This window comes from Nostoc sp. T09, from assembly GCF_002154695.1.
GTDB lineage: Bacteria > Cyanobacteriota > Cyanobacteriia > Cyanobacteriales > Nostocaceae > Aulosira.
Genome location: NZ_MTAV01000024.1, coordinates 19,603 through 41,442, shown reverse-complemented (window position 1 = coordinate 41,442; position 21,840 = coordinate 19,603). Strand labels below are relative to the sequence as shown.

Below are 21,840 nucleotides of genomic sequence, written 5' to 3'. Positions count from 1 at the left end.
TTCAATCTAAAGATTAGCATATTTAAAATAAGATGATTTATTAATATTAAATATTTTCAATATGTTTGGTTAAGATTTAACGGCGCAAGATAATTTGGATAAAATAATAATATATTTTAAATGCCCAAGTTTTTAAACGTATTTCTTTCTTCTCTGGCGTAGCTACTAATTTCCGGACTATTCCTGTTTTTAGCCTTTCATATTCTGCCTTCAAAATAATTTTTGCCTGTTTAGTAGAAATAAGTTCCTGGGAAGTTGGATTCATTGCTAACCAATCTGTTAGTTGTTGACGTTGGCTAGCAGTCAAAGTCAATGTCATTACATGAGTGCAATTATGTGGCTCTTCTATAGAAAAGAATAACAAATGATAATAGCCAACTTCTGCTAAACTTCGGATTATTTTTTGCCCTCGGCTATCATTCATGTCTAAGAAACAAGAGAGCCACTTTGTTTGAGATATTTGGGAATTATACAATGCTGTTATCCATAGCACCATTGGATAGATATTCATTTTAGCAACAAATTCTGTGCTATGTGTTTTATCTAAAAATTTGGCGATTTCTTGTTGAGGTAACATAGCCCAAAAAGTTGGAATAGTTCCCTGGAAGGTGTGTAATAAATAAGGAAAACCAATTGGTGCAATTGGTCGATTCTTAGGCCAAGTCTTTTGTAAACATTCTTTTTCTGATAACGATGTTACAGGTACTATTTGTAGTGTAGGCGATTGCAAGTCTTCGCTAATACTAATAGCAGCACTACGCTCAATTTGCAATTTTACCTGTTCTAAAGTGTTTAATATTTCTTTAATATTTTGTGGGCGATCGCTTACTTCTTTAGCTAAACAACTCATCACTAATTTTTGTAATGTTTGGGGTATAACTAATTGTGGATTGACTTCCCCAAATGCAGGTGGACTTTGGAAGTGATGAGCTTGATACCAGGTACCAAAAGAGTTACTTGTGGTTTGAAATGGATGCTTTCCAGCCAGCATTTCAAACATCAGTATTCCTAAACTGTAAATATCAGAACGTACATCCAATAGTTTACGTCCTTCCATGTGTTCTGGAGAACAATAAGGTAAACTACCTATAAAAGAATCAGTGAGAGTCATCCCACTACGCTCTGTTAAAAATTTTGCAATGCCAAAATCAAGAATCTTCACTACATTCTCTTTTTTAGCATCTTCTATCAGGAAAATATTTTCGGGCTTAATATCTCTATGAACAATAGGAAAATTTTCTCCTTTAAGGATAATACCTTGATGCGCGCACTGTAAGCCTAAGCAAATTTGAGTGCAAATATCTAAAAGCTTTGTTAAAGGTAATGTTTGATTTTTAAGGATACGTTTGAGATTTTTACCTTGGAGATATTCCATAACATAAAAGGGAATATTTTCCTCAGTTACACCATAACTAAATACCCGAACAATATTTTTACTTTTCCGCCCTAATTGAGCACCAATAAAAATTTCTCTAGCAAAGCGTTGGGACATTTGCTGACTACCCAGACTAAGCGAGAGAATTTTGACTGCAACAGCCATTCCACCTTTGGCAACATCTTCTGCTAGGTAAACTCTACCCATGCCGCCTTTGCCAATCAAATCTCTGATTAAATAACGATTATTTAAGAATTTCCCAATATAAATATCTAATTCAGTCTTGGAGTTGACTAGATTCGGAGTTGGATTCTGCACCATAAAATTATTTATTAAAAATAAAATTAGAAAGTTATTAAAATAACTCTCCTTGAAGTTTTATTTTATCTATAAACAAGATTAATAATTTTAGAGAGTTAATCATATGAGGTGAAATTTACTACAAAACTTGTTTAATTTTTAATAAAATTATGGGAAACCTATCTGCAACAGTTCTTAAACATGGTGTAACATATTTATTATAGAAACCGTATGGGAATTTCCACTGAATCCACGAATCGAGATAATACATTTGCCTAATTTACTCAGTGAATATACGGTTAAAGTATAAATACTTAGAATAACAAAAAATTAGGCTTCTAATTATACATCTTATCTAGTAGATTAGTCCTGTAGAAGTTAGCGGTTAAGATTGGGGATGAGACGACGCAAGAGCCTAATGAGCGGCGATTCTATTTTCAGCTTAAAGGCGAGTATTTGCGTACGTTGCAGAGCATTGAAATTGTTGTCGCTCACTAGTATTAATGAGCGTTGACCATCAGGTAATGTAGGTCCAAGGGTTAAGCCTTCAATGTTATCGAGTAATACCTCGAGATTTCTTAAATCTAACAGCAGTTTCTTTTGAACAGGTCTAATTTTTTGGGAGTTCAGACTTAAGAGACTATCGATATGCTGAATATCATCAGCACCCTCCAAAGAAATCTGGAACAGGAAAACAGCAAAGCCCAAACCTGTAAAAGACCGTTCTAAACTCAGGAAACTTCCTTGATTATCGAGGGCAACTAAATCAGGCAAACCGCTAACAAACTTGCCAGTAAAATTTAAAAAGGACGAGATAGGTTCAGTTTGATATAGGAATTCCCTTTCTGGCTGGTTGGTCAGCAAGTTATATTGTAAAATTCGGCAGGAAGTGCTGGTATTAGGTTGCGCTTCTGTACCATCTTGAATTAGAGCGTTTTCGGTGGCTGTAAAGAGTTTCTTGTCGTTAGGTGTGATTGTAAGGCTTTCAAAAGCCAAATTGTTGCGGATACCATGCTGACTATTTTTAGCAGGCAAAAACTTGTTTGGTATTGGTAGTGTTGTGATTACCTTACCAATAGATAGGGAGAATTCTTGGATAAAAGGATTAATTAATTGCCTAACATCACCTTCAGAAGAAATGAAGACCGTTTTTTTGCTAGTTAAAGCAATTCCTTCTGTATCGCTGGTATCGGGAGGAAACTTGTCACCATTTTCATTTAATAGGGTGGTGACACCAACAGGGACAACACCACCATTTTTCAGTGAACCTTTACTGAGGTCAATTTTGAGAGTGTAGAAACGGGCAGGAGCTTTTTCACTACGGTCATCAGAAATGGCATAATAAAGGTCTTTTTTGGCGTCGTAGGTAATTCCAGATAATCCTCCTACGGGCGTTTTTTGGAAGGATAAACCTTTAGGAAGAGTGGCTTGTCCGATAAACTCTATACTACTAACTGTTACAGCCGCTGATGCTAAATTACTCCATAAAAGACTGATAATTAGTGTAGGAATAATAAAATAAATAATTCTTGGCCAAGTCAAAAGTTTTTTGATGAACTGCATGGATAGCGATCGCTAAAGTGTTAAAGTCATCAAACACAATATCACGCTCCAGCTATGGCACATATATGTGCTGCGATTGGGGTTAATATTCAAGGGTAAAAGCTGATTCCTTTGACTTTGGACTCTTGACTTCTGTTAAGCAGGACGTAAATAATATTCTTCTTGGAAAAATTGTACAAGCCAGTCTTTGACATTGCGGGTGGCGCGGCAGTCATCTTCGTTGTAGCGTTGAATTATCTCCAATAAAGTGCGATCGCCTGTTTCTAACCACAAGTCATACCAGTAAATACACTTAGCTCCACTAGCTTCTTTGTCGCGCCATTCAAACCCCAACCAGCGAGCAATCGCTTTCAGGGCATAGCTTTCTATGGGTAACGCTACGCTTTGGGTCAATTGTTCATACACATCGACAAATCGATTTAGTACAGGGCGCACTGAAGAATACGGAGTTTGGTACAGCTTTGCCAGACGTTTGACTGTATCAAACTCGTAGGCACAAAAATGATAAATTGGGGCTTCGGGATATTGCCAGACTAAATCTAGAAATTGTCGCCAAACTAATTCTTCGTCTTCTGGTCTTTCTGCTAGCAGGGAATAAAACTGTTCTGTATTGGTTTGTCTATTGACCACCAAAACTCCCAACAAATAATCTAAATTCAAGTCTGGCTGGGCCTCAATATCAAAATAAATCTCAATGGGAGCCGTGAAGGTAATAGTTTCTATTGGTGGGGGGTAGGGTAAGATAAACGGACGACTTTGTAGTACAGATTGAGCTTGCACTACTAATTTATGTGCTACCTCACTGTCAAAACCAGGGAGATTTTCTAGTATGGTGGGGCTGGTACTGGCAAGAGATTCCACCGTAGTGAGTGAGAGTGCTTGGAGTTGAGTGTAGCGAACTGGTGTGACGCCTGGTATGAGAGAAAGATGTTTTTCTGATTGAGCGATCGCATAACATTGACTATGCCAGTGGCAAAGATTGCATTTTTGCCGGGAAATGAATACTTCTGCTCCATTAGGTGACTCTAAAGCTTGAATCAACTCCGCCAAAATCAGCTGCATCTGTGGCGTCCATTTGAGTAAATCTACTGTATAAGTAGTTTCTCTAGTACGCAATTTCAGCAAACCTGTTGGCGGCGCAGCTTCTTGCACAATTGCTAAGACTTGGGCATGATATGCGACTCCAACTTGATATTCCTGCTTGGGACGCTTACCCATTTCCAGATTTGCCGGCACGTATATCCAATCCCCAAAACGAGATTGTCCTGGCTGCTTCACAAGTAAATCTGGACGGCTGAGCAGGGTATATTTTTGATAATGTGGGGAAGCTGCGAAATTTTCACTTTCTATGTTTGCCCAATCGTCGTAACTAACTAACAATATTCCATGACGAATGTACTCAACCCCACGCTGCATTAATTCTAAAGTTGCTGCTTGTCCCGCTTCCCAGTCTCTTCTGGGATAATCAGGCTGATGGTAAGACAAATTAGCCAAAATACTCTTTTGATAAGCAATTTTGTCCTGTTGTAGTTTTAACAGCAACTCATTGGGAGTATCTCGCTGGTTTTTATCGCCGTGACTATCTAAAAAAGGTCGGCGCTTACAGCGTTGATATTGCAGTAACAGATCGGCATTAATTAACATTCCTTTAAGCTAGCAAGAATTAGCACTTTCTGGGAGTAAGCCAAATAACTATAATGCCTTGGGGTTGCGTGCAATGATGCACAATCATTCAGAATCTTGAATTCCAAAGTATAAAGCACTATTTTTGCCAGTTTAATCCAAAATTAGTATGACTAGTCTTTCTGCCGCACAAAAGAATTTGCATAGCCATCGAGAGCAGTTTCCAGCATTAGCGAATAAGGCATATTTTAATTATGGGGGTCAAGGACCGATGGCTCAAGGGGTAATGGATGCCATCACTGAAACTCAAGCTCACATCCAACACTTAGGCCCCTTTGGTAATGAGGTTGGTCGCTGGATTGGATTAAGTGTTCAAGCGACAAAAGAAGCGATCGCATCTGAGTTGAATGTACCATCAACCACGATTACCCTCACAGAAAATGTCACTGTTGGTTGCAATATTGCCATGTGGGGTATTGAGTGGCAAGCTGGCGACCACATACTGCTTTCTGATTGCGAACATCAAGGAATCATCGCCATCGCCCAAGAAATCGGGCGCAGATTTGGTGTAGAAGTTTCCATTTGTCCCCTGATGGATACTTTAAATGCAGGTGACCCTGTGGCAATTATCACCCAACATTTACGTCGCAATACGCGTCTAGTAGCTTTAAGCCACATCCTTTGGAATACGGGTCAACTTTTACCTTTAGATAAAATTGCTGAAGTATGCCGGAATAATAAGTCTCTACTTGTTGTAGATGCGGCCCAGTCTGTTGGGGCAATGCCTTTGAATTTAACTGAATTAGGGGTAGATTTCTATGCTTTTACCGGTCACAAATGGCTATGCGGTCCGGCTGGTGTGGGTGGTTTGTATGTCCGACCAGAAGCACAAGCCAGCTTGAAACCTACGTTTGTTGGTTGGCGTAGCGTTGTATTAGACGATCGCGGCAAGCCTGTAGATTGGAATCAAGATGGGCAACGCTACGAAGTAGGGACATCAGATTATCCATTGTACATTGGCTTAAAAGAGGCGATCGCTCTCCATCAGCAATGGGGAACCGCAGAGGAACGCTATCAGCAAATTTGCCGCAACAGTGAATATCTGTGGCGACAGTTAGCTGCTTTACCCGAGGTCAAATGTTTGCGGACTTCTCCCCCCGAAAGCGGTTTAGTCTCGTTTCAATTAGCTAACCAACAACCCCAAACTACTTTGGAGTTAGTCCGATTCTTAGAGTCAGAAAGATTATTTATTCGGCAAATTCGCGATCCCGATTCTGTCCGCGCCTGCGTCCATTACTTCACTTTAGAATCGGAAATCGACCAATTGGTTGAGGCTGTTCAAAGATTTTGCTTGTCTTAGGGGCAATCAAAGCAAGGGGGACAAGGGAGAAATAAGTAATAAGCCTTGACTTTTGCCTATTGTCCCTTGCCTTTTAACTATTGACAAATGACTAATGACAAATGACAAATTTACTATTTACTATTACCCAAATCAAACTGTACTTGTGTTCCGTCATTTCCATTAAAAGACTGAACAGGTACAAAGAAAACAGAACTGTTGGGTTCTGACAGAGATTCTTGAAGCTGCAAATCTTTTGAAATATTAGTGTTGACCTTATTTGCATTAGGAACGATTGCAGGATTTTGTTGCTCAAAAAAGCTGTTAAAGTCTTGTTGAGCATTTCGATTATCAATTCCGGTTAAAGAATCACCAGTTATTAAATATTTTTCTGTATTTTGGCTTGATGCTTCTGATGACTGTGCTTGAACCGGGTTTCCTAAGCTTGCAAAAGCTGTCATAATTGCTAACAAAGCAACAATTCTAGCGTTCATAAGTTTTATCCCAATTCTTTGTTTATTACTTGTTGTTATAGGTCAAGAGATTTATTCTCGTGAACCTTATTCTAGGCTAGACTTTATATTTAATTGTAATTAAAGCTACTTAAAGGGTCAATAATTTCTAATTTAACTTAAAGTTAAGTTTATCTTTTAAGTAATGTTGCAAATAATCTAAAAATACAACAGTGTATTGATAAATCTTAATGTTATTGGCTGATCAATTATAAAATTTTTTGATTTTATTGTCACTGATTTGTTAAGATGGCATAGAGGAGAATTACTCTGCCAGAAGTAGGAGTATAGCAATCTGAATTAAGAGCGATCGCATACCTTTTATAGAAGAGCTTGATATGCTTTTTAGCTATCAGTCGCGTCAACGCAGGTATCAGATCGTTAGTAAAATGGTATGACCCCCTATTCGCCAGCCGTATCCTTGATGAAATTGGGGATTTAATCAGCAATTTTTGCTAAAATAAGTGAAATTCTACTCACAGTTTAAGTTTATTAACTAATTAATTATTCTTAACAAAAACTAGGCAAATAGAACTGAGATTTCTATCATTGAGTAGAAGATTCATGATTATTTCTCCGCTACACTCTACACAAAGATAGATTATTTAATATTAGCTGGCAATTTATTTACTTTTGCAACTATCAGAATAATAGTTGCAAAAAGTTATTTAGCTAAATTTTCATTGAATAAATTTTAATTTTATTTACAAGTGCGGGAGTACAATTGCCGTGTCTTCGTCAAATACTTTTGTGGAGCAGCAGCCAGAAACTCGGACTGCACCTAGTTTCGAGTTTTGGAAAGAAGTAGGTCAAGTAGCTGGTGTGACTCTCTTATCAATCACTATGCTGACAAGTTCTGTTCTTGCTGGTGGACTGGCTGGTTTAGCGGTTAGTTTTCGTAATTTGCCAGATGTCAGACAATTACGGAACTTCTTACCAGAAGAAACAACTTATATTTATGATATTAAAGGTAAGCTTTTAGCAGGTATACATGGGGAAGCGAACAGAAAGATTGTACCGCTCGATCAAATTTCCCCAAATTTAAAACGAGCAGTATTAGCTAGTGAAGATAGCCACTTTTATAACCACCACGGTATTAATCCCGGCGGTATTGGACGTGCTGCGTTAGTCAATTGGGCAGCAGGTAGTATCCGGGAGGGTGGTTCTACAATCACCATGCAGTTGGTGAAAAATATATTTCTATCTAAAAAACGTGCTTTTACCCGAAAACTAGCAGAAGGTGTACTGGCAATTCGGTTAGAGCAAATTATTAGTAAAGACCGAATTTTAGAAATGTACCTCAATCAAGTTTATTGGGGTCACAATAACTATGGTGTGCAAACAGCAGCACGAACTTACTTTGACAAATCAGCAGCAAATTTAACTCTGGGCGAATCTGCAATGATGGCAGGTTTAATCCAAGCGCCAGAACAATTTAGCCCTTTTGTAAATATGAATTTGGCTAAGCAAAAACAAAAGGAAGTGCTGGGACGGATGCTGCAAATGAAATGGATCAGCCAGCAAGAATATAATGATGCCATCCAGCAAAAAATAAAACTTGGTACAATCAGGTCATTTCAAGGTAGCGCCCTTCCTTATGTAACCAATACCGTAGCGCAGGAAATAATTAAAAAGTTTGGTCGTGATGCACTGCTTAAAGAAGGAATGCGGGTACAAACTACAGTAGACGCAAACTTCCAACTGATGGCAGAAGAGACTATTAAGAACTGGCATACAACCCTTGAAGGTCGAGGGTTAAATAAAAATCAAATGGCTTTAGTAGCTATTGATCCCCGCACGCACTTTATTAAAGCACTAGTGGGTGGTATAGATTCAAAATCTGGTGAATTTAACCGAGCAACTCAAGCGCAGCGTCAACCTGGATCTGCTTTTAAGCCATTTGTTTACTACACTGCCTTTGCTAGTGGTAAGTTTACACCAAGTACAACGGTGGTCGATGCTCCAGTTAGCTATCGAGATGGTGATGGTTGGTACTATCCGCGGAACTACGATGGTGGCTTTATGGGAGCAATGCCGATTCGTACTGCCTTAGCACTGTCTCGTAATGTGCCTGCGGTTAAGATTGGCAAAGCTGTCGGAATAAATAAAGTGATTGACACCTGCCATACCTTGGGAATTAGGAGTCAAATGGTTGCCGTAAGTTCTTTACCATTGGGTGCAATTGGTGCGACACCACTGGAAATGGCTAGTGCTTATGCCACCTTCGCTAATTATGGCTGGCAATCACCGCCAACGGCTATTGTCCGGATTACTGATAGTAGTGGCAATGTATTGTTAGACAATACACCTAAACCTCAGCTAGTTCTTGACCCTTGGGCATCAGCCGCACTATTAGATGTGATGCAATCGGTAGTTACTGAAGGAACTGGTAAAGGTGCTGCTATTGATCGGCCAGTTGCAGGTAAAACAGGTACAACTTCTTCAGAAAAGGATATTTGGTTTATCGGTTCTGTACCGCAGTTAACGACAGCCATCTGGGTAGGAAGAGATGATAACAAACAATTAGCCAGTGGTGCAACAGGTGGAGGTATGGTTACGCCCGTCTGGAAGGATTTTATGCAGAAGGCGCTTAAGGATGTACCAGTAATGAAATTTAAACCGCCTTCTGAGTTTTCTCGACCTAAGTCAAATTAAAAATATTTAGGATTAGGTATTGGAAGTCATGCTGAGTTAAATGCGACAAGCAGCGAAACCTCTGCCATTGGCTGCGCCTCTCATCCCCAACACAACAGCTTTCACACGTTGCTCTGGAGTTCCGTGATGGTGTCTGCTGCCCCAGTCATAATCTCCAATATGATAAGCTAGGCTAGCAATTTCTAATGTATCGCGCTCATCTAAACCAATATTAGGAATTAACCCCAAATAAACTCCTGCTAAACAATCTGCTTGTAGTTCTGATATTGGCGTGATCCTTGGTTGAAACCTATAAGCAGTTTGCATGGCATGAGCATATTCATGTGCAACTATATAAGCTAAGGCTGCATCTCCAAAATGATAAGCCATTTGAATATCTTGTCTGGCGATATATACAGTGTGGTTTAGTTTGCAATATAAACTACCGTAAATACGCCCACAACTAGTACGAGATCCTCTAGCAACGTTCCAAATTAATTGTGGTGTTGCTTTATAACCATGAATATGTTGGATACCTGTATATACTCCATCTACAACAGCTTGAGGTGCCAATTCCGCTTTTACAGGAACATTTGCTAGAACGGATGTCAGACTAATTAGAGCTGTAGTCAATGCCTTGAGTGCTTTCATTGTCACCTGATAATGTTTGCTTCAATTTGATGTTGTTGACGCATAAATTTAGGGTGAAATCCCTTAAAATTTGATGACGCATTTTCAGCAAAAAAGTGCTTACAGCTATTTTTAAGTAAATGAACCACGGCTTTTTTGAGCACGCAGAGGCGCAGAGTCAAAAAGAGTAAGATGAATGCGTGGGCTAAATACATGAAAACTGCTGTAAATATAAAAAATATTGAACGACTAAGGCACTAAGATTAAGTGTAGGGTGGGCATTGCCCACCATATCCCAATACATTTCAGTTAAGAAAATTCCTCTGTGGAGTTAAGGAAACAGGGGGAGAAAAGACAGGCTTATCTGAACTGTATTGCACTATAGCCGGGTTTTGGTGGGCATTGCCCACCCTACTTTGATTTCAAATATATTTTGCCAGTCAAATTACTTATATTTAAGTGGTTAAAAATAGCTGTATTTATAAAGGTTTGACTTTGGGATTTGAATTAATAGAAATACAGCAGAATTCAGGAGTTAGAATTCAGAATTCAGAAGTAAAACAGTCTTTATGCTTGGGTTTGAGGTTTAGGATCTGTACTTCACTAACTTGAAATTTGATGTAAATTAATTGTTTAATCGATAGCAGATAGCTTTATCAAATTGAACCCGCTCAAATGATGAATCTAGGTGAATAGTGGTTTCAGCATTACCGAGAAATAAATATCCATCTGGATTTAATTGCTGTTTAATTTTTTTTAGTAAGGCTTTTTTAGTTGTGATATCAAAGTAGATTAAAACATTGCGTAAAAATATCACGTCACTTTTGGGAAGGGATGACCAAGAATGCAGGAGATTAATCTGGTGAATTTCTACCATCTGAAGAATTTCGTCGTTAATTTGCCAGTCATGATCAATCTGCTGAAAATAGCGATCGCGGAAATTTTTTGGTAGCCCACGCTGAATTTCGAGTTGGTTATAACGTCCTAGGCGGGCCTTTGCTAATACTTTGTTGGAAAAATCACTGGCAATCAGCCTCAAAGACCAATTGGTAAGTATGGGAAAATGTTCTCTAATGAGCATGGCGATGCTGTAGGGTTCCTGTCCATTAGAGCAGGCTGCACACCAAATATTGAGCGATCGCTTAATAATTAGTTTGTTAATCAACTCTGGAAGCACGAATTTTTTCAGTGCTTCAAAGGGTTGAGTATCACGAAAAAACGATGTTTCGTTGGTAACTAGGGACTCAATCACCTGGCTGTGAAGACTGCTAAACGGCTGAGTCCGCATATAGGCAACCAAATCGGCAATTGAAGCCAATCCTGCGGATTCGGCAATTGGCTGTAAATATAGCTCTGCTAGATAAGTTTTATCAGCGTGTAATACAACTGCCGAATGATTGTAAACTAATTCACGAATAAATTGAAAATCACTGGTACTTACGCCCATAGTCTGTTTCATTACAGACCTGAAATAGAAACTTGATTGTAACGGATTCGGCGGATAATTTCACCTGCCATTTGGTCGAGAGGAAGAATTTCATCAGCTAGACCTGCATTTACAACGAAACTAGGCATTCCCCAGACCACACTACTAGCTTTGTCCTGTGCTAGCACCTGTCCGCCTGCTTCTCGGATGCATTTACAGCCATGTAACCCATCTTGCCCCATGCCTGTAAGTATAACCGCGATCACTCTACCACCAAATACCTTTGCTACTGAACGTAATAGTACATCTACGGAAGGACGACAGGAGTTTTCTGGTGGTGCTTGATGGGTGGCAAGTCGAACTACATCTTTGTGACATTGTACAACCATGTGGAAATCTCCAGGTGCAATCCAAGCTTGCCCCGGCTCTAGTATCGCTCCAGGAACTGCTTCATCTACACGGATTTGGCACTTAGAAGCTAATCTTTCTGCTAACAGTTTGGTAAACATCGGTGGCATATGTTGCACAATTAAAATGGGGACTCCTAAATCTTTTGGCAATGCAGGAAGTAGTTTCGCTAAGGCATTAGGCCCTCCTGTGGAAACCCCAATTGCAACAACATCTACCTGTTCTATGCGTCTGTGACCGGGAGTAACAACTGAATCGTTGATTGTTGTTGGCGAGGATAATAAAGTAGTGCCAGCACCAAATACTTTAATTTTGGGGATTAATTCTTCACGGATATGTTGGTTAGTTGCCTCTACGCTCCCTAAGTTACTAGGTTTTGTTGCATAATCTGAAGCACCTAAAGACAGAGCTTCAAGTGTTGCAGTTGCTCCGGTGCGCGTAGAGGTACTAAACATAATCACCGGCAGGGTGGGATAAATTTCTCGGATCGCCGCCAAGGTTTCTAAACCGTTGAGATCCGGCATCTCGACATCTAAGATGATCACATCGGGATTGACATGAGGAATTTTTGCCAGAGCAATACGACCATTAGCAGCAACTCCCACCACCTCTAGTTCTGGATCGCTGGATAGAATCTTACTTACGCGACTGCGAACTACTACCGCATCATCAACAACGAGCACCCGGATCTTGGGCATATATTTTACCAGGCTAGGGTGTGGGGGGTGTGGGAGGTGTGGGGGGACAAGGGGGACAAGGGGGACAAACGGTGTTGTGAACTAATGATGTATTTTGACCTTTGAGGCTGGAAGTTGAGCCTTTAAGGTCGGAAGTTGCGTCTTTAAGCCTGAAATTTCGAGTTTAACTCTTGACCCTTGACTCTTAACCAATAACAAATGACCAATGACCAATGCCCAATGACTATTAATATTTAAACTGAGTAACGACTTTCTGCATATCTACAGCCATGCGAGCTAGTTCTGTGGCTGCTTGTGAAGTATTACTGGCACCAATTGTGGTAGTTTGAGCATTGATTGCTACAATCCCGATATTTTTAGCAATATCGGAGGTTCCTTGAGCTGCCTCAGCTATATTTCGAGCGATTTCATTAGTGGTTACTGTTTGCTCCTCAACCGCACTAGCGATCGTGCTTTGAAGGTCGTTAATCTGGTTGATGATGTCAGTAATCTGAGTGATAGCACCAACGGCACCTTTGGTATCAGACTGAATTGCTTCTATTCGCTGGCTAATATCTTCGGTAGCATTTGCCGTTTGTTTGGCGAGTTCCTTAACCTCATTTGCTACTACTGCAAATCCTCTACCAGCATCTCCTGCTCTAGCTGCCTCAATCGTAGCATTTAAGGCTAGCAAGTTTGTTTGTTGCGCGATCGCAGTAATGACTTTGATGACTTTGCCAATTTCTATGCTACTTTGACCGAGTTTCCCAATTGTTTGATTGGTGCGATCGGCAGTTTTGACTGCTTCAGCCGCCACTTGTGCCCCATTAGCAACAGTCTTGGCAATTTCTCGAATGCTGGCATTCATTTCTTCCACCGCAGTGACTACTGTCGTGGTGTTTTGATTTACCTGTTCTGCTGAGGCCGATGCTGAGGTTGCTTGTTCAGAGGTTTGTTCGGCATTTACGGTCATTTCTTTACTAACTGCGGTTAGTTCTTCAGAAGAAGACGCAACAGCTGTGGCAACTTCTGCCATTTGTCTGATGGAAGACTTGAGGCTGCTAATCATTTGATTGGCATTATCGCTGAGTTGCTTAAACTCTCCAGCATTGCGGGCTTTAATTTGTTTTGCTAAATTTCCTTGAGCAACAGCCAGGGTAACTTCATTAATACTTTTGATTTGCTGTGCTAGGTTATTGGACATTTGATTTAAATTGTCCAGCAATTCTTGCCAAGAACCTTCTGCTCCTTTAAGTGCAACTTGAGAACCAAGCTTTCCTTCTTTGCCGATTTCGGTTGCTAGGCGAGTTACTTCAGTGGCAAAGTTTTGCTTGAAACTCACCAATTCGTTAAAAACTGAGGCAATTTCACCCAAACCATTGTTTTCAACTGGGAGACGAACGCTAAAATCACCGTTTCTGGCGGCTTTCAATGCTGCTAGTAATGGTTGCAGTTGCGGATCTGTTGTGCCGTAATTCGTATCTGTCGTATCTGTACTATTATTTGAGGGAGATTTAGAGTTGTTCGCTGCTTTCCCAGTCCGATTTGTAGCCATTGCCAAACTCTCCTAAATTTTTAAATAAAAGAACTTTTAAAGTTAAGGTCTAGAATTTTTTCAATGTCTAGAATTAGCAAAAACCCTTCTGCTAGTGGGTAAGCTCCCGCTAGCATCTGACGCATTTTACCTTTTAACGTTGTGGGTGGGGGTTGAACGGTGTTTTCTGGCAACGCTAAGACATCCCCAATATCATCAACGAGCAGGCTAACTACTTGATCGTTAGAACGGACAACGATATTAAATCCCGCAGGCTCATCTATAAGCTTAGTAGTTGAACGCATCGCCGATTCACCCATTTCTAACCGCTGTTGCAAATCAATGACAGTTAGAATTTGCCCCCTGAGGTTAATTAATCCACAAATATCGGGCGGAGCCAAAGGTACACGAGTCAATGCTTGGGGACGAATCACTTCTTGAACGTGCTGCACATCAATGCCAAAGAAAATTCCATTGAGAAAAAAAGTGCAAAGTTGTTCAGCCACGATCGCTCACTTGCAATAAATAGGGGTTGGCTATCCGAATTACAGCCTCAACGTCAAGAATTTCTGTGATTTGGCCTTGAATTACTGCACAGAAAAGTACGCCTGGTCTGCTAGGGATACCTTTAATTGTCAGTGGTTCGTCTACAATGTCAAGAATGCGCTCGACTACTAGCCCAATACTAAGTTCAGAATCGGGAGAGACGATCGCAATCTCTAGTGTCTCTGTTGCTCGATCGAGTTCTCTGTGGTGGCGATCGCTAAATATGGTGTGAAGATCGATCAGGGGTAAAATTTTACTGTTCAACCGCACAACATACTGGTTACCCACTTTTTCCACCGCAGCCGCAGAAATTTTTTCCAGCCGAAATGCTGTTGTTAGTGGCACACCCATAGGTGCGCCTTGAGGCCCTGTAAATAGTAAAATCATTTGGCGATCGCCTGCTGGCTGTTGGATATCTGCGGCTGTGACACTCGCTAATTGCTTGTGTTTCTCGCTTACACCAGCTTGTTTTGCCAAACCGACAATATCCAGAATTAATGCGACTTTGCCATCTCCTAGAATGGTGGCTCCTGCAAATAGAGATAATCTTTTTAACTGTTTTCCTAGTGGTTTAACAACGATGTCTAAGATATCTTCTATAGTGTCTACAACTAGCCCAAATCGATAGTTATCAGCTTGGACAATTACAAGACTTAGGGTTTCCAAGTTGGCAATTTTACCTTGAATTTGCAAAGTTTGATTGAGGTAAATCAAGGGCACAAGCTCCCCTCGCAAGCGATACACGGGCACATCGTAAAGTATCTCAATACTATTTAGTGCCACCTGTGCTTCGAGACGAACTAGCTCTTGGAGACTGCTTTGGGGAATCGCATAGCGATCGCCGCCACTACTAACCATTAACGCCGGGATAATTGTTAATGTCAGCGGCATTTTAATTTTGAATGTTGTGCCTTGTCCCTGCTGACTGTAAATTTCAATGCTACCGTTAATTTTTTCAATATTGCTCTTGACAATATCCATACCTACCCCTCGCCCAGAAAGGCTAGTGACTCGTTCACTGGTTGAGAAGCCAGGTAAGAAAATTAAGTCGATCGCTTCCGAGTCGCTCATTGCAGCAGCCTGAGTAGCACTGACTAAACCAAGTTGCTGCGATCGCTGTTTGAGTTTTTCGGGATTGATCCCGCGACCATCATCGCCAATTTCAATATTAACTTTGCCGCTTTCATGAAAGGCTCTCAGAAATATTCGGCCTATGGTTGATTTACCATTAGCACTGCGTTCGGCTGGTAACTCAATGCCATGATCGATGCAGTTGCGTACTAAGTGAGTTAATGGGTCTTTAATCGCTTCAATAATACTTTTATCAATTTCAGTATCAACCCCGAACATTTCTACCTGAACTTGTTTAGCAGAAGCGATCGCCAAATCGCGAATTACACGCGGGAACTTTTGCCAGATACTACTAATAGGTTGCAGCCGAGTTTTCATTACTCCTTCTTGCAAATCGGCTGTAATTTGGTTCAAGCGTTGGCAAGTAGCCGCAAAACTACTATCCTGCAACTTATCTGAAAATGCGAGCGCCTGGTTACGAGCTAACACCAGTTCACCCACCAAGTCCATCACCCGATCTAAGAGCGCTACATTCACGCGGATATACAATTCTGAGGCTGTGAGGGTTGAGTCTTCTGTTTCGCTATCAACGGATGGGACAGGCTGCTTGACAGTAGCGGCTAGTTGCTCTGTCTCCTGCAATTTAGTTAAAGCCTGAATGAGTTCCACATAATTGCGATCGCCTTCATGTCTTGTAGCCTTAATCTCAGACAAAATCTGCCGGATGGTGTCAATAGTTTGCAGTAAAGTACTGATGATTTGAGGAGTCACCACTAATTGGCGATCGCGCAAACGCGAGAGCAAACTTTCCGCCGCATGAGCTAGCGCTTCTAACTTAGGAAAGGGTAAAAAGCCGCAGTTCCCCTTTAATGTGTGGAGTGAGCGATAAATGCGAACTAGCACTTCTCCACTGGGAGGCGCTTTCTCTAAATTGATAATGTCTCGTTCAATTTCATCCAGATTCTCATAGCTCTCAATGAGAAATGCTTCTATATCATCGTCAATTTCTGCTAACTCCATTGCATTGATAGACTGGAAATCTATTTTGTTGAATACTAGTTATAATTTTACACCTAACATAAATCTCTCTTATGAGAGATGTTTATGACACTGATTGCTGAAAATATAATGCTAAACTAAAAAACGAAGTGAGATAGATGCAATGTCCTAGTTGCCAATCCACCCAATTTTTTAAGAATGGACGGCGGAAAAAAAGACAATGTTACAAGTGCAAACAATGTGGTCGCCAGTTTCTAGAATATTATCAACCTTGGCGCTACTCCAACGATATCAAGCAACTTTGCCTCAAAATGCATCTAGATGGCATGAGTCTGCGAAAAATTGAACAATTAACTAATATTCACCACACCACAATTATGCATTGGTTGCGTCAAGCAAAACAAAAGTTAGAAGATATTTCTAATACTCAATAAAAACTTTTGCTAGAAATTGAGAATATTAAATATTTTGAAATACCTATAAATCTATATTTATTTTCTAGTTAAAACAATGGTTAATATCCGGTTTAAAATGATTAAACTCACACCAATTGCATTAACAGGACAAAAGGATAAATCTGATGGCATTGATTTTAATCATCGATGATGCAGCATTTTCTCGCAGAATGATCCGTAAGATTCTGCTAGTCGATGGCTATGAAATTTTAGAAGCAAGTAATGGGCGTGAAGGTTTAGAAATGGTTCACAACCACAACCCCAACTGTGTATTAGCTGATATTTTAATGCCTGATATGAATGGGTTTGAATTTCTGCAAGCTCTACAAGATGAAAAATTGCAAATTCCTACCATTATTATCTCAGCAGACATTCAAGAAGGAGCACGCAATCAAAGTTTTAACCTCGGAGCGGTCAATTTTATTAATAAACCGCCTAAGGAAAATGAACTGCGAGCCGCAGTTCAACAAGTTCTGAATACAAAGGAATAAAGCATAAATGGATGTAACAGGAGAACAACTGGATGCCCTACAAGAGTTGATTAATATTGGAGTCGGTCGAGCCGCTAGTCTACTGAATGAGATGGTAGACTCTCACATTCGCCTAGAAATTCCGTTTGTAAAAGTATTAAAAGCTGCGGATGCTTATCGAGAATTAGCTACACGATTTCATGATGATTGTTTGGCAGCTGTCAGGCTTGGCTTTACAGGCTCGTTTTATGGCACCGCTGGCTTAATTTTTCCAACTGAAAGTGCATCTACATTGGTTGCAGTTCTGACTGGCGAAGAGCCAGGTTCGACTGATCTTGATGCCGTAAAAATTGGTACATTAAGCGAAATTGGCAATATAGTAATTAATGGAGTGATGGGTTCGATTAGTAATGTGCTCAGGCAGCACATGAATTATACATTACCAGTTTATTTAGAAGATAAAATTGAAAATTTGTTGGCTTCGGCAAATGTCAGCCAGTCGCATATTTTACTAGCACAAGCAAGATTCACAATTGAACAATTAGAACTAATTGGAGATATTATTTTAATTTTTGAATTAGACACTTTTGATGCATTAATCAAGGTGATTAACAAAGAGTTAGGAATATCATAATTGATAAAATAGGAGTAATTGTTTGTACAGGAAAATTTTCAAAAGTGGTCTGATGAAATTATGAACAAAGTTGAACAAGCTCAAGAACAATTTGGACTTTTAGATAAAATTACTTTAGGAGCTTTTGTTCTACAGTCAGACCACATTGTTTTATTCTGGAATAGTTGTTTAGAGCAATGGACTAAAATTCCGAGAAGCAAAATTTTAGGAGTTTCTATTCTTGATTATTTTCCGCATCTAAGTCAGCCTCGTTACGCTAGTCGCTTAGAGCAAATTTTTCAAGGTGGTCCGCCAACAATCTTTTCTTCTCAGCTGCATAAATATGTCATTCCTATACCACTACCTCAAGGCAAATACCGCATTCAACACACAACGGTAACTGCCGTATCTGCAACTGATAAAGATGAATTTTATGCTTTATTCTCAATTCAAGATGTTACCGATTTGACATTGCGAGTTCAGGAGTATAAGAACTTACGAGATCAGGCATTAGCGGAAGCAGAAGAACGCCAACGAGCACAAGAAGCCGCTGAAGCTGCGAACCGAATTAAAGATGAATTTCTCGCTATTGTTTCCCATGAACTTCGTTCTCCTCTGAATCCAATTTTGGGTTGGGCAAAGTTACTCAAAAAACGTTCGTTAAATGAAACTGCAACTCTTCGCGCTGTTGAAACTATCGAACGCAATGCTGAACTTCAGGCGCAGTTAATTGACGATTTGTTAGATATTTCTCGGATTCTCCGAGGTAAGCTAGCAATGAGTTTAGAAACTGTTAATTTGGCTTCTATTATTGAAGCTGCCTTAGACACAGTAAGGCTGGCAGCAGAAGCAAAGTCAATTCAAATTAATTTGAATCTAGATCAAAGAGTTGCAGCGGTCAAAGGCGATAGTAGCCGTCTGCAACAAATTGTTTGGAATCTGCTCTCTAACGCGATCAAATTCACACCATCAGGTGGACAAGTCGAAGTTAATTTAAAACAAATTGATTCTCAAATAGAAATCCAAGTCCAGGATACGGGAAAGGGTATTAGTCAGGAATTTTTGCCCCATGTATTTGAGTATTTCCGTCAGGCAGATAGTAGTATCACTAGAAGGTCAGGTGGATTAGGGCTAGGTTTAGCAATTGTACGCCAACTAGTAGAGTTACATGGCGGTAGAGTTTGGGCAGAAAGTCCAGGAGAAGAACAAGGCGCAACATTTACAGTTGCTTTACCAGCGCTGCAAAAGAAGTTGAAATTAGCCGAGAGAGATCGAAACTTATATGAGAATTCCTATTCATTGGCTGTGCTTCATGCTCCCCTAGCAGGAATTAAGGTGTTAGTTGTGGATGATGATGTTGATACCAGGGAGTTTCTCGCCTTTTTTTTAGAACAGCAAGGAGCGATCGCCACGATCGCCGCCTCAGCTCATGAAGCACTTGTTGCGATCGCCCAATCAAAGCCAGACTTGTTATTGAGTGATTTAGGTATGCCAGAAGTTGATGGCTACGCCTTGATCCGCCAAGTCCGCGCCATGTCGGTTGATCAAGGTGGACAGATTCCTGCGATCGCCCTAACTGCTTACGCCGCAGAGACAACACAACAACAAGTGTTTGCTGCTGGATTTCAATTGCATATAGCTAAACCAGCCGATCCCTCAAAATTAGTAGCGGCGATCGCTTCACTCGTTAAAAGTTGAGGAGAGCGTAAGAGTTGATTAATAGCTTGATACAAAGAGTTCTGACAAAAATCTGCATAAGACAAAAAGGAACCACAGATGAACACCGATAAACACAGATAAATATCAGTGTGCATCAGTGTTTATCTGTGGTTTGATATCTAAAACATCGACTGATGCAGAAGGTCTAATATGCAGACAGTAAAGAAAATCATCATAGTTGGAGGAGGTATTGGCGGTGCAGCAACCGCCTTTGCCCTTGATCGTGCTGGCTTTGATGTCACTGTTTACGAACGCACCTCCGAATTACGAGAAGTCGGGGCGGGAATTGCACTGTGGGCAAATGCTACTCATGTTCTCAAAAATTTAGGCTTGTTAGAAGATGCGATCCGTGTAGGCAATCCCATCACAAATTATCAATTTAATTCGCAAAGCGGAAAAGAATTAGTCAACATAGCCGTAAATGGATTCGATTTGCCAGTTTTGGGAATCCATCGTGCGGACTTACACGCACTACTTTGGAGCAATTTGCCAAAAGAAAAGTTTGTTTTAGGGCAACTTTTTGAGCGATTTGAGCAAGTCGAAGACAAAGTTCAGGCTTATTTCGCCTCTGACTTGATAGTTGATGGCGATGCTTTGATTGGTGCTGATGGGCTTAAATCGCGGGTAAGAGCAGGACTATTCGGAGATTACCCACCTATTTATCGCAACTTTACCACTTGGCGTGGTCTAACAGATTACATTCCCAGCGGATACCTTTCTAGCTATATCAGAGAGTTTTTTGGCCCAGCTAAAGCCTTTGGATTTATGATGCTGGGCAAGAATCGGATGTATTGGTACGCAGCAGCTAAAGCACCAGAGGGACAACCTGATTCAGCACTGGGACGCAAAAGAGAACTTGAGGAAATGTTTCAAGGTTGGTTTCCGTCGATTCTAGAATTGATTGCGGCGACAGATGAAGCTAATATTCTCAAAACTGCTCTCTACGATCGCATCCCCGCTAGACCTTGGGGAAAGCAAAATATTACACTCCTAGGAGATGCTGCCCACCCCATGCTACCAACCTTGGGACAAGGAGCGTGCATGGCATTGGAAGACGCACTTGTAATTACCAAGTGTTTACAAGCACAATCAAACCCAACATCTGCCTTTCAACAATACGAGTCACAGCGGTTTGGGCGGACTAAATCGATTGTGGAACAGTCTTTGCGCTCGGGGAAAATGGGAGAATTAGAAAATCGTTATGCTGTAGCCTTACGCAACACATTTATGAAGCTCATGGCAGCAGCAATTAATAATAGCTTTCACTCAATTCACGCCTACAGAGTTTAATTTTAACTCTTCTTAATTTATCGCATTCATCCTACAAGCGGGCGCTCGTGCTGAAACGTATGGGATTAGGTAAATTCTTCAAATAGCTTGAAAAAGCTATCCAAAGCGCTGTGTTCGTCTTCGGAGTAAAACAGGATTATTTTGTCCCAAGATTGCGATGAAGAGATGTGAAATTTGCTTTGAATCCAAGTTTGAAATTCTGTAAATTGCCGTTCTTCGTCGGTTTGAAAAATACCAAGTTCGCGACGGGCTAGAATATAGCCAGAAATACAGGAACGTAGGTTACACACAGAAGGTTTACCTAGATAAAAAGAAGGACGTTTTTGGATTTTGCGAATTAGATCGTACAGACTACTCATCATATATCTCCTGGTTAAAAATCTGTTTCTGTAATCTGAAAGTCGCCTCCGATATCTTTAGCAGCACAATAGAGTTTGTTAAGCCAAACTTGTCTTAATCCTAGGTTTTATCGGAAATTTCGATAACTAACAAAATATCTTCAACATAAGGATGATGAGCGAGATAATCTTCATCTGTTCCGCGTGCAATTACAACATCTGGCTCAGGTCTCTTTAAAAAATCCGAGTTCAATCAACCGATGATACTCATCCACTGTAAATCGTTTAGGTGTGGCCACATTCATGGGAGCTATTAAA

The 21,840-nt window shown here is 40.4% G+C and carries 18 protein-coding genes and 1 pseudogene; 7 read left to right on the top strand and 12 right to left on the bottom strand.

What is annotated here, in order from left to right:
- Window positions 1-76: 76 nt before the first annotated feature.
- The 3 genes from BV372_RS07345 to BV372_RS07335 all read right to left on the bottom strand — a co-directional run bounded on the left by BV372_RS07345 (window position 77) and on the right by BV372_RS07335 (window position 4,882).
- Complete coding sequence (locus tag BV372_RS07345) at window positions 77-1,696, bottom strand: serine/threonine-protein kinase (RefSeq protein WP_086685375.1); 1,620 nt, start codon at window positions 1,694-1,696, stop codon at window positions 77-79.
- 357 nt (window positions 1,697-2,053) lie between these two features.
- Window positions 2,054-3,238 (bottom strand): esterase-like activity of phytase family protein, encoded by a 1,185-nt coding sequence (locus BV372_RS07340; protein WP_086685374.1) that lies wholly within the window; start codon window positions 3,236-3,238, stop codon window positions 2,054-2,056.
- Window positions 3,239-3,373: 135 nt separating this feature from the next.
- Window positions 3,374-4,882 carry a TM0106 family RecB-like putative nuclease gene (locus tag BV372_RS07335; protein WP_086685372.1) on the bottom strand — a complete coding sequence of 503 codons (1,509 nt, stop codon included), beginning with the start codon at window positions 4,880-4,882 and terminating at the stop codon, window positions 3,374-3,376.
- Window positions 4,883-5,030: 148 nt separating this feature from the next.
- Here BV372_RS07335 and BV372_RS07330 point away from each other — a divergent pair, with 148 nt between their 5' ends.
- Window positions 5,031-6,221, top strand: a complete 1,191-nt coding sequence (locus tag BV372_RS07330; RefSeq protein ID WP_086685370.1) for an aminotransferase class V-fold PLP-dependent enzyme — start codon at window positions 5,031-5,033, stop codon at window positions 6,219-6,221.
- A gap of 113 nt (window positions 6,222-6,334) precedes the next feature.
- Here BV372_RS07330 and BV372_RS07325 read toward each other — a convergent pair whose 3' ends face one another.
- A complete protein-coding gene (locus BV372_RS07325) occupies window positions 6,335-6,694 on the bottom strand; it encodes a hypothetical protein (RefSeq protein WP_086685368.1) in 360 nt (119 codons plus the stop codon).
- A gap of 747 nt (window positions 6,695-7,441) precedes the next feature.
- On the opposite strand from BV372_RS07325, the gene BV372_RS07320 reads away from it, so the two are divergent.
- Entirely contained in the window at window positions 7,442-9,367 is a 1,926-nt protein-coding gene (locus BV372_RS07320; protein WP_086685365.1) for a transglycosylase domain-containing protein, read from the top strand.
- 36 nt (window positions 9,368-9,403) lie between these two features.
- On the opposite strand, the gene BV372_RS07315 is transcribed toward BV372_RS07320, so the two are convergent.
- The 6 genes from BV372_RS07315 to BV372_RS07285 all read right to left on the bottom strand — a co-directional run bounded on the left by BV372_RS07315 (window position 9,404) and on the right by BV372_RS07285 (window position 16,658).
- The gene (locus BV372_RS07315) at window positions 9,404-9,997 is read right to left on the bottom strand and encodes a neutral zinc metallopeptidase (protein ID WP_086685363.1); all 594 of its coding nucleotides are present in this window, start codon (window positions 9,995-9,997) and stop codon (window positions 9,404-9,406) included.
- A gap of 604 nt (window positions 9,998-10,601) precedes the next feature.
- The gene (locus BV372_RS07305; protein WP_086685359.1) at window positions 10,602-11,435 is read right to left on the bottom strand and encodes a protein-glutamate O-methyltransferase CheR; all 834 of its coding nucleotides are present in this window, start codon (window positions 11,433-11,435) and stop codon (window positions 10,602-10,604) included.
- Window positions 11,435-12,508 carry a chemotaxis response regulator protein-glutamate methylesterase gene (locus BV372_RS07300; RefSeq protein ID WP_086685357.1) on the bottom strand — a complete coding sequence of 358 codons (1,074 nt, stop codon included), beginning with the start codon at window positions 12,506-12,508 and terminating at the stop codon, window positions 11,435-11,437. The genes BV372_RS07305 and BV372_RS07300 overlap by 1 nt, the downstream gene beginning before the upstream one ends.
- A 226-nt stretch (window positions 12,509-12,734) precedes the next feature.
- A complete protein-coding gene (locus BV372_RS07295; RefSeq protein ID WP_086685355.1) occupies window positions 12,735-14,042 on the bottom strand; it encodes a methyl-accepting chemotaxis protein in 1,308 nt (435 codons plus the stop codon).
- 20 nt (window positions 14,043-14,062) lie between these two features.
- On the bottom strand, window positions 14,063-14,527 hold the full coding sequence (locus BV372_RS07290; RefSeq protein WP_256973110.1) for a chemotaxis protein CheW: 465 nt from the start codon (window positions 14,525-14,527) through the stop codon (window positions 14,063-14,065).
- Entirely contained in the window at window positions 14,520-16,658 is a 2,139-nt protein-coding gene (locus tag BV372_RS07285) for a chemotaxis protein CheA (protein WP_086685351.1), read from the bottom strand. The genes BV372_RS07290 and BV372_RS07285 overlap by 8 nt, the downstream gene beginning before the upstream one ends.
- Before the next feature lie 137 nt (window positions 16,659-16,795).
- Here BV372_RS07285 and BV372_RS07280 point away from each other — a divergent pair, with 137 nt between their 5' ends.
- The 5 genes from BV372_RS07280 (at window position 16,796) to BV372_RS07260 (ending at window position 21,184) form a co-directional block, all read left to right on the top strand.
- Window positions 16,796-17,071: a hypothetical protein gene (locus BV372_RS07280; RefSeq protein ID WP_086685348.1), complete on the top strand. Its 276-nt coding sequence runs from the start codon at window positions 16,796-16,798 to the stop codon at window positions 17,069-17,071.
- A 146-nt stretch (window positions 17,072-17,217) separates the two neighbouring features.
- On the top strand, window positions 17,218-17,583 hold the full coding sequence (locus BV372_RS07275; protein ID WP_086685345.1) for a PleD family two-component system response regulator: 366 nt from the start codon (window positions 17,218-17,220) through the stop codon (window positions 17,581-17,583).
- Between the two features lie 7 nt (window positions 17,584-17,590).
- Window positions 17,591-18,196: a chemotaxis protein CheX gene (locus BV372_RS07270; protein ID WP_086685342.1), complete on the top strand. Its 606-nt coding sequence runs from the start codon at window positions 17,591-17,593 to the stop codon at window positions 18,194-18,196.
- 60 nt (window positions 18,197-18,256) lie between these two features.
- Window positions 18,257-19,873: an ATP-binding protein gene (locus tag BV372_RS07265; RefSeq protein WP_086685397.1), complete on the top strand. Its 1,617-nt coding sequence runs from the start codon at window positions 18,257-18,259 to the stop codon at window positions 19,871-19,873.
- 171 nt (window positions 19,874-20,044) lie between these two features.
- A complete protein-coding gene (locus tag BV372_RS07260; RefSeq protein ID WP_086685339.1) occupies window positions 20,045-21,184 on the top strand; it encodes an FAD-dependent oxidoreductase in 1,140 nt (379 codons plus the stop codon).
- A 65-nt stretch (window positions 21,185-21,249) separates the two neighbouring features.
- Here BV372_RS07260 and BV372_RS07255 read toward each other — a convergent pair whose 3' ends face one another.
- Window positions 21,250-21,546: a hypothetical protein gene (locus BV372_RS07255; protein ID WP_256973109.1), complete on the bottom strand. Its 297-nt coding sequence runs from the start codon at window positions 21,544-21,546 to the stop codon at window positions 21,250-21,252.
- A gap of 100 nt (window positions 21,547-21,646) precedes the next feature.
- Window positions 21,647-21,827 (bottom strand): annotated as a pseudogene (locus BV372_RS37415) (Uma2 family endonuclease); the annotation flags it as partial.
- Between the last annotated feature and the right edge of the window lie 13 nt (window positions 21,828-21,840).